General features: G+C 65.1%; 12 protein-coding genes and 1 rRNA gene. All 13 read right to left on the bottom strand.

Annotated elements, in window-relative coordinates; genetic code table 11:
- Positions 1-828: ScpA family protein (locus VVR41_RS10280; protein WP_368524690.1), on the bottom strand; the 828-nt coding region annotated here is incomplete at its 3' end.
- On the bottom strand, positions 825-1,706 hold the full coding sequence (locus tag VVR41_RS10285) for a ParA family protein (protein WP_321102910.1): 882 nt from the start codon (positions 1,704-1,706) through the stop codon (positions 825-827). The genes VVR41_RS10280 and VVR41_RS10285, both read right to left, overlap by 4 nt.
- 34 nt (positions 1,707-1,740) lie before the next feature.
- The gene (locus tag VVR41_RS10290; RefSeq protein WP_368524691.1) at positions 1,741-2,778 is read right to left on the bottom strand and encodes a hypothetical protein; all 1,038 of its coding nucleotides are present in this window, start codon (positions 2,776-2,778) and stop codon (positions 1,741-1,743) included.
- A gap of 103 nt (positions 2,779-2,881) precedes the next feature.
- The gene (gene xerD / locus VVR41_RS10295; protein WP_368524692.1) at positions 2,882-3,790 is read right to left on the bottom strand and encodes a site-specific tyrosine recombinase XerD; all 909 of its coding nucleotides are present in this window, start codon (positions 3,788-3,790) and stop codon (positions 2,882-2,884) included.
- Complete coding sequence (locus VVR41_RS10300) at positions 3,790-4,437, bottom strand: NUDIX domain-containing protein (protein WP_368524693.1); 648 nt, start codon at positions 4,435-4,437, stop codon at positions 3,790-3,792. The genes xerD and VVR41_RS10300 overlap by 1 nt, the downstream gene beginning before the upstream one ends.
- 24 nt (positions 4,438-4,461) lie before the next feature.
- Complete coding sequence (locus VVR41_RS10305) at positions 4,462-5,373, bottom strand: copper transporter (RefSeq protein ID WP_368524694.1); 912 nt, start codon at positions 5,371-5,373, stop codon at positions 4,462-4,464.
- Between the two features lie 6 nt (positions 5,374-5,379).
- A complete protein-coding gene (steA, locus tag VVR41_RS10310; protein ID WP_368524695.1) occupies positions 5,380-6,651 on the bottom strand; it encodes a putative cytokinetic ring protein SteA in 1,272 nt (423 codons plus the stop codon).
- Positions 6,652-6,694: 43 nt separating this feature from the next.
- Positions 6,695-8,422, bottom strand: coding sequence for a DNA repair protein RecN (recN, locus tag VVR41_RS10315; protein WP_368524696.1), 1,728 nt, complete (start codon positions 8,420-8,422; stop codon positions 6,695-6,697).
- Entirely contained in the window at positions 8,422-9,342 is a 921-nt protein-coding gene (locus VVR41_RS10320; RefSeq protein WP_368524697.1) for an NAD kinase, read from the bottom strand. Before VVR41_RS10320 ends, recN begins: the two co-directional genes overlap by 1 nt.
- Positions 9,342-10,169, bottom strand: a complete 828-nt coding sequence (locus tag VVR41_RS10325) for a TlyA family RNA methyltransferase (protein WP_368524698.1) — start codon at positions 10,167-10,169, stop codon at positions 9,342-9,344. The genes VVR41_RS10320 and VVR41_RS10325 overlap by 1 nt, the downstream gene beginning before the upstream one ends.
- A gap of 172 nt (positions 10,170-10,341) precedes the next feature.
- Positions 10,342-11,322, bottom strand: a complete 981-nt coding sequence (locus VVR41_RS10330) for an HAD-IIA family hydrolase (protein WP_368524699.1) — start codon at positions 11,320-11,322, stop codon at positions 10,342-10,344.
- Positions 11,323-11,330: 8 nt separating this feature from the next.
- Entirely contained in the window at positions 11,331-12,005 is a 675-nt protein-coding gene (locus VVR41_RS10335; protein WP_368524700.1) for a hypothetical protein, read from the bottom strand.
- A gap of 470 nt (positions 12,006-12,475) precedes the next feature.
- Positions 12,476-12,593, bottom strand: a 5S ribosomal RNA gene (rrf, locus tag VVR41_RS10340).
- Positions 12,594-12,676 lie beyond the last annotated feature (83 nt).

Here is a 12,676-nt window from a genome sequence, read left to right on the forward strand (position 1 = left end):
GTTCCAGTTGGACGCCGCGACGACGGCTGGGTCGACGTCGAGGCCGGTCCACGCCACTTCCAATGGTCCCAGCGCCTCCTCCTGCTGGGTGTCCACCGCGCGGGCTTTGTACAACTCGAGCAGCGCGAGAAAGCGGCCGACGAGCTCGATGGAGCGGATGCAGTCCTTTGTCAATGAATTGAAGGTCATCCATTGGCCCGCCCCGAGCACCTTGAGCGTGTCGAGGATCTTGCCCGCCTGCTCCGGCACGGATACTGCCGCGGCGTGGACGTGGTCGGTCCGCACTGTCTCGGGTGGGCGGGGACGGAACACACTCGCGGCTAGCTGCGCGAAACTTGCCGGGGTGTGGCCCAAGGTCACGGGCGGCAACAGTTCGGCAAACCGCGGCTCGATCCCGACGGCGCGCGGGTAGCGTCGTGACGCGGTGCGCTGCCACTGGGAAAACATGTCCGCCACCTTTTGGTAAGCGCGGTATTGGAGAAGGCGCGCGAAGAGAAGGTCGCGGGACTCGATGAGCTCGAGATCGGCCTCGTCTGCCATCTCGCCGCGCGGCAGCAATCGTGCTGCCTTCAGGTCGAGCAGTGTCGCCGCAACCATAAGGAACTCGGTGACTTCGTCGAGGAGGTTCATCTGGCCCAAGGCTCGGGTATAGGAAATGAACTCATCGGTCACCTCCGCTAGGGCAACCTCCGTCACGTCAAGCTTTTTGGAACTGATCAGGTTGAGCAGCAGGTCGAACGGACCCTCGAAATTGTTCAGGACGAGGGTGAAACCCGTGATCTCGGGCTGCTCCCCTAGCTGGCCGCCCCGATCAGCCGACTGACTCACCGCTCAGTGCGCTCCAAAACCTCGAGAGCCAAGTTGCGGTACTGCTGCGCGCCCTGCGACGACGGAGCCCAGGTAATGATCGGTTCACCGGCGACGGATGTCTCTGGGAAGCGCACCGTCCGGGTGATGACGGTATCGAAAACGGTGTCACCGAACACTTCGATGACGCGATCCATCACCTCGCGCGCGTGGGTGGTGCGACGGTCAAACATCGTAACCAGGATGCCGACGATCTCCAGATCGAAGTTCAGCCTGTCGCGCACCTTCTCCACCGTGTCGGTGAGAAGGGCGAGACCGCGCAGGGAAAAGTACTCGCACTCCATGGGAATGATCACGCCGTGGGACGCGGCCAACGCATTGACGGTCAGGAGACCAAGCGACGGGCCACAGTCCAGAATGATTACGTCGTACTCGCGACGCACCGGACGCAGCGCGCGTCCCAGGGTGTGCTCGCGGCCAACCTCGTTGACGAGCTGGATCTCCGCGGCGGACAAGTCGATGTTGGCCGGGACCAGATCAAGCCCGGGAACATTCGAGTGGCGGATCGCCGAGTGGATGCTGGCGGTGTTGTCAAACAGCAGGTCATAAACCGTGGTCTGCTCTTCGTCGTGCGGCACACCTAGACCGGCCGAAAGCGCGCCTTGCGGGTCCAAGTCAACGAGCAGGACTTTACGCCCCTGCTCCGCAAGGCAGGCTCCGAGGTTGATGGTCGAGGTGGTCTTACCCACCCCGCCCTTCTGGTTGACCATAGAGATCACCGTGGCGGGGCCGTGTTTGTCCAGCTGTTTGGGCTGTGGCAAGTCGCGGACGGGGCGACCCGTCAGTCCCACCTTGACGCCGTCGCCATTGTTGGCCTCAAACAACGAGCCGTCCGACATTGACACACCTTCCCCTCGCGCGCTTGGGTCTACCTTAGCGGGTTGACTCGTATGTTACACCGTTGTGATTTCTGCGGCGTCGAGTAGCCAGGGCCGCAACCGCGCCAAGAAGAAGAATCACGCCCAAGCCGCCAAGGACCATCGGCCCAGCCTGACGCCACGTATCCGTGGTCGACTGCTCAGCCGGTGCCTCGGCCCCGGTACCCGTGCCCCCGAACTGTGCATAGGGGCTGTCCGCCACCGTCGCTACCTCCAAGGGCGCGTTGGTGGACGTGATGACTGCGAGGAATTCGGTGCGGGCATCATCGCGCACCACCTCCATGATGAAGGGGTTGTCCGGCGTTTCACCTTCTGGATAGGTCAACGTCAGGGTGCGCGAGGTGATTTCGACGTCTCGAGTCACACCTTCAATGATCTGGCCATTGACATCGACATAGCGCAGCGAGGCCCCCTCGCGGTCGGTGCCCATGTACTGCATCAATTCGCGTGCCTGAGAGAACGGAACCTTGACGGTGATGACGTTATCGGTGATGGTGCCCTCGAAGTCGAGCCGAACGGCCTCGCCCATCTCCACTGGCGCCGCGAGCTCACGCTCGGGGTGATTTACCGGACCAGACGGTGCTGCGCCTTCAGCCGCCCCGCCATTAGCACCCTCGTTTACGGCGCCGCCCTGGGCAGCGTCCCCATCGGCAGTACCGTTAGGTGCGGTGTCTGCAACCCCAGCCGCGCCAGCGCCGTCACCGACAGCAACGAGGTTGACTACCGCGCTGTAACCCGCCGCGCTTACCGGAACACTCGCAGTCGCACCAGGCTGATCCGGAGCAGTAACCGTGACGACTGTGCCGCTGGCAGAGACATTCCAGCCTCCGGAGGCATAACCCACGTTGACGGGCACCCCGACGTCGACGCTCGTGCTCTCACCTGCGGCAACCTCAATCTGAGAAGGCAGCATCTCCTGCACCTGCGCGGGGTCCAACCCGGCAGGAATCTGAGCGTTGGCAACCACGGGTCCAGCCGAAACGCCCAGCACAACCGCGGCGGCTAGGGTGGCAACATACGTCTGTGGTCTCATGGGAGTCCTTTCTCAGTGGTTCTCGGCACTGATTCTTGTCAAAGCCGTTGCGCAAATCGCCAATCCTACAACGAAGCGCGCTCGAGTTCCGCTTTTGCCACCTCTACCGGGCCCGGGGGTGGGACCCCAGGAACACCTCTCGGAGGTTGTCGGCTGTCACGTGGGTGTAGATCTGTGTCGTCGTCACCGAGGAATGACCGAGCAGCTCTTGGACTGTGCGCACGTCGGCGCCGCCTTCAAGGAGGTGGGTGGCAAAGGAGTGGCGCAGCGTGTGCGGAGAGATGTCCTTGTCCACCCCAGCCCGATGCGCAGCATCCTTAATTACGGTCCATGCAGACTGGCGCGAAAGCGCGCCTCCCCGTTTGTTGAGAAACAGCGCGTGCGAGGTACCCCGGGCCAGCGCAGGGCGCCCGCGCACGAGGTAGGCCTCAACGACCGCATTGGCGGCACCGCCGACGGGAACGAGCCGCTGCTTCCCGCCCTTTCCAGTGACGGTGATGACCCCGTCATGCTCCGCGACGTCGTCGACGGCAAGCGCGAGTACTTCAGAGACGCGCGCACCGGTGGCGTACAGCAGCTCGAGCAGTGCTTTGTCGCGCAGCTGGGTGGGGGTATCGGTCGGGCAGGCGTCGAGAAGCGTTGCGACCTCCTCGATGCTGAGCGTGTCCGGCAGCACGGTGCCGGCGGCGGGCGGAGACACCCGTGCGGCGACGTCGGCTGCGAGGAGGCCCTCCGCAGTGGCGAACTTGTGCAGCCCTCGCACCACGGACAACGCCCGCGCCGCTGATGACGCGGCGAGAGGCGCGCGGTTTTCCGAGCCGCGTCGCAGGTCGGCGACGTAGGCCTCGAGGTCCTGCGAGGTGACCTCACCCAGATCATCACGCCCTACCGCCTCGAGCCACCGCGTGTAGCGGAGCAGGTCGCGGCGGTAGTTACTCAGCGTGTGGCTCGACCGTCCCCGCTCCACAACGAGGTGATCGAGCCACAGCTTCGCCACGGCTGAGGGCCCCATCAGATCCGCTTCATGTCCGCACCCAGACCCAGCGCTTTTCGACGCTCCGCCAACCGCGTCGGGCGCAGGTCGAACGGCACCTCGGTGCCCCGGGTCTGCGCCGCCCCCGCGACAACCGCGGCCGCGGCGAGGATTCCCGCCACAGCGATGGAGTTGGTGATTTTACCCGCCAACACCTGCTTCTGCGCGGTCTCCAGCGGCACGACGTGCAATGCCATGTCCGCCTCTTCGTGTTCGGCTTCGGGGCGGTCCACCTCGCGCAGGTCGGTCGCGAGGAAGATTCGGACGGCCTCATCTGAGAACCCCGGTGACGTCACGATGTCTACAAGCACCTCCCAGTTGTTCGCAGCTAGGCCGGCTTCCTCCTGCAGCTCGCGTCGGGCGCACTCGAGCGCGGGCTCGTCGCCGACGTCGAGGAGGCCGGCTGGAAGCTCGATCAGGCGGCGGTCAACAGACCTGCGGTACTGCTCCACCAATGCGACACGGCCGTCAGCGTCGAGCGCGACGACGGCCACAGCACCGAAGTGCTCGACAACCTCGCGGTCGGTCCCGCCACCACCGGGCATGACCACCCGATCGCGGCGTAGGGCGATGATGGGGGCGTCGACAAGCAACTCGGACGAGGTGACGGTGAATTCGTGCGACATAGCCTTTAACGTACCTGGTCGGTGTCAGCGGGCTTCGAGCTCGGAGCGCACCGCGCGCACCGTCAAGATCGCCCCTGCCTCCGTGTCAAGCACGTCGTGTGTTGCCACGCTGTGGTCCCCGCGAGATGCGAGAGCGCCCTCGAGCTGGTTGGCGCCGGCGCCTTCGTAGGCGACGACCACCGGAACTCCGCGCGCACTCAACGCGGTGGCGAAGTCGGCAACAGCCGTGGCGGCGAATCCCTCACCAGCAAACTCCCGATCCTCTGAAGTCACGTCACCGAGCGCGATGATGACCGCGTCGGCCGCCACCACGTCTGAGTCCTGCGTGACGTAACCGGCCTCGGTGAGCGCGTCCAGTACCAACGCCCTGTCCTCGGGAGTGGCCCGCGGGGTGCCGTCGGGCCCGGTTGTCAGCGCGTCGGCGAGGCTCTCCCCCGCGTGCGTTGCCGCAGACGGGTTCTCCACCGTCAACTGTGTGCCAGCGGGAAGAGAGTTGGCGATAATCGAGCCAAGCTGGTCGGCGCCCTCGGATGAGGTGAACTTCTCCGTCAGCGTCAGGGTGCCGGCCGGGTCGGCACCGGCGGCGTCAAGGAGTTCGAGCAAACGGTCCACCTGCCCCGGATCAACGCCTGGCGAACGCAGGAGCATGACGGCGGAGTCGGTCAGCGTGCCCTCGACGAGCGTCGGTGCCTCCGCTACGAGCAACTCGTTTGCGGCGGCAGCCTCAGCCTCTGCACGATCGGCGCGAGCGGAATCATGCTGTGTCTCCTGCGCTGATGGAGCGGCGGCGCCATGCGCCCCGCCGTCGAGCGCCGGGGCGAGCACGAGGGACCCGGCCACCACGCCAGCGGCGACGCCCCAGCCCAGGCCAGCGAGCCACACCGGGAACCGGCCCCCGCGACGGGTGAGGTTCTTTCGTCCGTTTCGGTGCACCATTGCGACCTATCCTGCCTGCGGCGCGACCCAGCCGCGGACGGTGTCGGCCACGGCGTTGAACGTCGCGGCAAGATTGTCGGCGAAGGTGCCGGGGCCGTTCAGCCCGGCAACCAGGATCACCGTTGCCAGGGTGACGAGCAGACCAAGGATCGCCCATGCCCACGCAAGGCCGTTGCGCGGCGCAACTGCGTACAGGCTCTCGATAGCGGTGGAATCCACCAGCCGCGAGCCAGCCTTCAGTCTGGTCAGCAAAGCGGCCGGCGTGGCGTGGGGGGCGCGGGCGAAGACCGACTCTGCGTCGAGAGGCTCTCCGACAGTGACGATTGTTTCCGCCTCGTGCACCGTGGCAAGCAAGATTGCCAGATCCGTCGGGGAATCCGTGGCGGCGGGGAACGTCATCGCCCCCACGCCGAGATCTTGAATGCGCTCAAGGCCGGCGGCGTGTCCGTCCGGATCCGCCGGGAGAATCACGCGGGCACCGCCGCGCAGAGTCTCCGCCGAGACGTTCAACGGGTCGCCGACGATGAAGTCGGGGTCGTAGCCCAAATCCGCCAGAGTGTCAGCCGCAGAGCCCACGCCAATGATCACAGGCGCGTACTCCCGAATGAAGTTGCGCAACCGCTCGACCTTGCCGCGCACCACCTCAGAGTCGTCGGAAGGCTCAACGATGACGACTTTGCGTCCGGCCATCGTCGATCCCAGCTCGGGCACCCCGACGCCGTCGATAAGCAAAGGCGCCTCCGAGTGAATGAACTCGATGGTGTTGCCGAAGTACGCCTCCATGTGGTCAAGCAGGCTCTGCTGCGCTGTCGCGAACGACGCGTCGACGTCGCGGCGCTGAACCGCGCGGACCTGCCCGAGGAGCTTTTTGCCCTGGGTCACCTCAGCGGTGGTGGCGCCGGTAAAAACCACAACACCCTTTTTGCCGTCGCGAAGTACGGCGCGAAGCTCGGCTCCGGCGTCCTCGAAGAGGGGAATCCCGGCGTCGAGAAGCATATGGGGCCCGTAATTCGGGATCGCGCCGGTGGAAAAGCGTGACAGGTTGATCACGGCGGAAGGCTGGGCCGCGATGAGCTGCTCCGCCGCGCGGCGGGTCATATCGGGCGCGTCGACAACCGCGATGTCACCAGGGCGCACGCGGTGAGTCCCCCGCGTGCCCGTGAGGCATTCGCGGACCGTGCCTCGGAGCTCAACCTGGGGCGCAGGCGTCGCAGGTGTCGCAATCGTCGAGCCGTTGGGCTCATCGGAAGGGCGAGAAGAGACAGTCATGCACCCCATTGTGCGCCGTCAACGCACCAAAACTTGGAAGGCGCGCGGGAAATCAGCTCCGCAAAGTAGCAACTTCACGCTGGGCGCGCTCAAAAAGCTCCTTTGCGTGCGCGCGGCCCGTCTCCGAATCCTCCATCCCGGCGAGCATTCGAGCGAGCTCCTCCACGCGCGCTTCCGCTGCCAAGGTGGTCACACCCGAGGTCACCGTTTCATCACCCACGTTTTTCGCGACATGCAGGTGCGTATCGGCATAGGCAGCCACCTGTGGCAAGTGGGTCACGACGATGACCTGGTTGCGCGTGGCCAGCCGCGCCAGGCGGCGCCCGATCTCCACCGCGGCGCGCCCGCCCACTCCGGCGTCGACCTCGTCGAAGACGAGCGTGGCGCCCGACGTCTCAGCTGACAGGATCACTTCCAAGGCGAGCATGACGCGGGAGAGCTCTCCACCCGACGCGCTAGTGGCCAGCGACTGTGGCTCGATGACGTCGTTGGGCGCGAGGCGCAGTTCCACAGCGTCGGCGCCGTCGCGCGAATACGCTTGCGGCTCCACGGCGACCACGAGCCTCGCTTTCGGCATGGCGAGCCCCCGCAGCTCAGCGGTCACCGCCTCCCCCAACGCCGCCGCAGCTTTCGTGCGTTGTGCGGTGAGCTCCTTGGCGCGGGCCACCATGGTTTTTTCCAGCTCGGCGACGCGCTTTTTGAGCTCGTCGACGGCCTCAGCGGAGGTGTCGATTTTGGCGAGCCTCTTCGCTGCTTTGGTCCGCCAGGCGAGCACGCCGGCGATATCGGGCGCGTACTTCCGCGTGAGAGCCTTGAGCTCTTGCTGGCGTTGCAGCTGCTTTTCGAGCTCCTCGGGATCACTCGGCAAGTCGGCGGTGTAGCTCCCCAGCTCCGCGGACACGTCGGCGAGGACGCCCACGACTTCGGACAAGCGCTCGCCGAGTTCCTTGAGGTGCGGATCGCTTGCCGACGCCAACCCGCTCGCCGCCTTGCCCACCAGACTCGCCGCCGCTTCCTCGTCGGCGCTGAACCCGCCAACGGCATCCGCCCCGTCGATGGCCACGAGAGCAGCCTCCGCCACCTCGCGCAGCGCGTCGACGTCCTGGAGGCGGTTGATGCTGGTAACGAGGTCCTCGTCCTCGCCGTCGACGGGTGCGACAGAATCGATCTCGTGCAATGCGAACTGCAGCCTGTCAACCTCCTGCGCAAGCTCACGCCGCTTCTCCGTGCGCTCCTTCAGATCCCGCGCGGCCTCGCGCCACTGCTTCCATGCCTGGCTGTAGACCTCGAACGCGGCTACCGCCTCCGGGGCGAACCGGTCCAGGGCAGCGAGCTGCTGATCAGGTGACATGAGGCGCAGCTGGTCGTTTTGCCCGTGGATGGTCAACAAGTGCGAGGTGACGTCCCCGAGGGTGGCAGCCGGCACAGTCCGACCACCGAGGTGCGCCTTCGAGCGCCCCGACGCCTTCACGGAGCGTGCCACCACGTACTCGCCGTTCTCGTCCGGCTGCGCTCCAGCGCTGTCCGCGAGCTCGACGACGGCGCCGCGCTGCTCATCCGGGAGCCCATCGAGGCTGAACACGCCCTCGACGACAGCCTCGGCTGCCCCGGTGCGCACCCGTGAGGCATCTGCGCGTCCTCCCGTGATCAGACGCAACCCCGTCACCACCATGGTCTTGCCGGCCCCCGTCTCACCCGTCAATACGGTCAGCCCAGGGCTGAGCTCGGCAGTGGCGCGCGCGATGACGCCAAGGTTGGAAATCGTGATATCGGTGAGCATTACTTGTTTGCAGGCCCTCGCCACCCCGACACAGGGAGTTGGAATTTGTGTACCAGACGGTCGGTGAACGGGTGGTCGTCCAAGCGAACCCAGCGCACTGGTCTGCGTCCACGGACGATCTCGACGCGCGAGCCGGGCGGCATCTCTAAGGAACGGAACCCGTCAAGGACCACATTCGCCTCTTCGGTGTTCGACTCTGACTCGATCGCCACCGTCGAGCGCGGGGAGACGACCAAGGGCTTGGTAAACAACGCGTGGGCGTTGTTCGGCACCACGAGCAGGGCTTCCACCTCCGGCCACATAACCGGCCCACCAGCGGCAAACGCGTAGGCAGTCGACCCAGTCGGCGTGGAGATCAGCACCCCGTCGCAGCCAAACGTGGATACCGGACGCAGATCCACTTCGAGGGTCGCGTCCATCACCTTCGTACGGTTGACGTTCTCAATGCTCGCCTCGTTGAGCGCCCACCCACAGCCGAGGACGTTGTCCTCGGAGTCGAGTAAGGTCACGTCGATGGTCATCCGGTCTTCAATCCGGTAAGTGCGGTCGATGACCCGCCCGATGGCCTCCTCCATGCTCTCCTGCTCCCACTCGGCCAGAAAGCCGACGTGGCCCAGGTTGATGCCCAGCACCGGGACGTCCTGGGCGTGGGCGAAGCTGGCGGCGCGCAGGAAGGTGCCGTCACCGCCGAGAACGAGAACCAGCTCGCACCCCGCCGCGGCCTCGGGGCCTTCCTCGACACGCTCCAATGCCTTGAGCGCGGGCTCGTCCCCCACAGGGCCCATCTTCTGTTGGTCCAGGAGGCGAACTTCAATGCCGGCTTCCGTCAACAATTCGGAGGCACGCGCAGCCGCAGTAATGTTTCCCGCACGGTAGGTGTGCGGAACAAGCAAGATCGTGCGTGGGTTACGAGTCGTCATTATTCCGTGGGTCCTTCCTCGACGGCGCGGGTCACCATCGCGTTAAGGGTGTCGTCGTCAAGCGCTTGAGCGCTTCCACCCTTCACGAGCCATAGGAAGTATTCTACGTTGCCACTCGGACCTGGAAGTGGCGATGCGACGACACCGCGCAGCGCGAGCCCGAGCTGCTGCGCGAACCTGGCAACATCCGCCGTCACCTCGGCGCGCAGCGCACTGGACCGCACGACCCCGCCGCTTCCAAGGCGGTCTTTGCCCACCTCAAACTGCGGCTTCACCATAGGGAGAAGATCTGCGCCATCGCTCATGCAGGCGACAATCGCGGGTAGCACGAGCCTGAGAGAGATAAACGAGAGGTCACCAACCATAAGATCAGCCGGCCCACCCATCATCTCGGGGGTGAGGTGACGAATGTTGGTGCGGTCCAGAACCGTGACCCGGGGATCGTTCTGCAGCCTCCACACGAGCTGGCCGTATCCAACATCCACGGCGACAACCTCGCGCGCGCCACGGGACAGCAATACATCGGTGAATCCGCCCGTCGAGGCGCCGGCGTCGAGAGCTCGCCGCTTATCGACGTCCAACCCCTGCGCCCCGAACACCTCCAACGCTCCAAGCAATTTATGCGCACCGCGCGACGCCCAGGATTCCGACTCGTCGACGGCAACCTTGATGGACGCGCTTGGCTCCACCACCGTCGCGGGCTTCGTGGCGACAAATCCGCCAACCTCGACCCGCCCCTCGCGAATCCACGACTGTGCTTGCTCGCGCGAGCGCGCGATCTTGCGTCGCACCAACTCCGCGTCAAGTCGTCTACGTCCAGGTGCCATCAACTCTCCTTTGAGTAGCGCAACGCTCCGCGCAACACGTCGTGCGCGCGCGAAAGAACTTCGGCTTCCTCGCGCAACGTGCTCGTCTCTGCGGCCAAAATCTCGTTGACCTTGGCGGTGATAGCACCGCCATCAACGTGCGCAGCGCGCGGATCGCGAGGCTTCGGGCCGCTTACCACCACTGAGCGCACGCTTCCTCGGCGGCGGCGGATTCCGGTCTCACCTCTGTGGGAGCGGCCGACATGTCCCACGCCACCTGCAAAACAGTACGCAACGCCGCGAGCGGATCCGGGTTCGCACCACCGCCGCTCAACACAATGCCGTTGTAGTCGATGCGCGCTTGGAACCCTCCCTGAGGGCCCGGAAGGAGCTGTTCGGCGCCTTCACGCAGCGCACTGAAGTCCTTACCGATGTACGTCGGACGTTGCTCCTTGGGAGCACCGATGAGCGCATGCGGCCCGGACACACCGGTAAGGACATGCAAAGACGGGATACCGGCTGCAACCGCGCCGGCGATATCAGTGTCGAGCCTGTCACCGACAGCGAGCGGTCGCTTTGCCCCGAGATCACGCACGGCCTGGTGGAACATCACCGGTTGCGGCTTGCCCGCCGCCTCCGGCGTCACCCCGGTCACGGACGTCACTGCCGCAACCATTGAGCCGTTGCCCACGAGGAAGCCGCGCTCGGTCGGCAGCGATGTATCCAAGTTAGTGGCGAGGTACACGGCACCTCGCTGGATAGCCACCGCTGCCTCAGAAAGCTGCTTCCATCCGGTCTCCGGGTTGTGTCCATGCAGCACGGCCGCGGGATCGTCGTCCGCCGAATCGACAAGGACAAAGCCAGCGTCGCGCGCTAGGTCCTTGAAACTGTCTGAACCGATGACCAAGAGCTGTGCGCCCTCGCCAACACGCTCACGGGCAAGCCCGAGTGCGGCCCCAGCCGAGGTATAGACCTGCTCGGCTCCGGCCTTGATCCCCATGTCATTCAAGATCGTGGCGACGAGCGTGGGGTGACGGAAGGCGTTATTGGTGACAAAAACGACTGGAACAGTCGCATCCCCAATGATCTCTGGGGTGTGGGGCAGGCTGCGTCCCCCCTCCCAGACGGTGCCGTCTAGATCGAGCAGAAGGGCATCGATGGTGTCGATCAGCATTCGCGACCCTACCCAAGCTCTGCGACGCGTGCGGCGGCGTCGGTGGTGCCGTCAGCGTCGATGCGTGCGGCGTGCTCGAACCAGTCCTTCGCCTCGGACTTCCGATCAAGCGCAAGCAGCGCCTCGGCGTAGGCGTAGGACAGACGCGCATTCTCCGTGCCCTCGGAATCCTTGCTCGGTCCGAGGCGCTCGAGGGTAGCAAGCGCCGCCTCGTGCTGTCCGAGGTCGTGACGAGCGCCGGCGAGGACAATTGCGAGCTCAATGCGCGCCTCGGGATCGAGGTCGCGTGCCTCAGGCGAACGCCCAATCTCGAGAGCCTTTTCGGGACGACCCAAACCGCGCTCCGCATCCGCCATGACGGCGAGAAGGCCCGGGCCTCCAGACATGCGGCGTGCGGCTCGAAGCTCTGAGAGCGCCTCGCGCCACTCGCCCGCATGGTACGCGACGATGCCGGCGGTCTCGCGCACGACGCCAACGCGGCCAGCACGGTTCTTAGCAGCTCGTGCGTGACGCAACGCCAGCTGCGCGTCATCCTCGAGCAGCGTGCCTGCAATGATCATGTGCTTGGCGACACGGTCGGCGTTGTCCTTCGAGAGCACTCTCAAATCGCGCAGCACCGAAGCATCGAGCTCGTTGATGTCAATCTCCTCCGGGAGATCCGGCTCCGACAGACGCTGGTTCATACGGTCCTCGCGGAAGCCCTTGCGTTGAGGTGCCGATCGGTTATGGCGGAAGCTCCCGTCCTCACGACGGCCTTCTGTCCGACGAGAGCCATCGCCCCGCCGGCCGTCGCCCGAACCGCGCCTCGGGCCACCATCGCGACTACCGCGCCCGCCGGAGGAAGAATCCGAGCGACGCTTGTCATAGGGCCTGCCGCCGCGCTTGCGGGCGTTCGAGTCATCCGACATAGAAAACCTTTCTGAGTAGACCCGTCCAGTATAGGCGCCGCTTCGGCAAAGCAGCACTCGAGTAAGGGTGAAAAGAGCGACCGCAAGCAATGACGCCGAAGGCAGCTCAAACCGGCCACAAGCATCGAGTATGCGATTAGAACATGAAAGAAGGAGGGACCCAACCTCTCCTCCATCAAACCCTGCGCAAGCGCAGCGATTGCTAGAGAAAAGGGGATCCCTCCCGCTTTGTTGTTAAGTTGTTGGGTCGGCGGTAACTTACTCTCCCACCCCCTCCCGGGGGCAGTACCATCAGCGCGGGCGGGCTTAGCTTCCGGGTTCGGAATGGGACCGGGCGTTTCCCCGCCGCCATCAACCACCGACACACCTGTCGGAGCCAACACGGCAAAACAAAAACTACTGTTGTTGGTATCCAATTATCATTCTGTGAACCCCACACACATGTT

Origin of the sequence: Corynebacterium sp. LK2510 (genome assembly GCF_040946405.1) — a bacterium.
Classification (GTDB): domain Bacteria; phylum Actinomycetota; class Actinomycetes; order Mycobacteriales; family Mycobacteriaceae; genus Corynebacterium.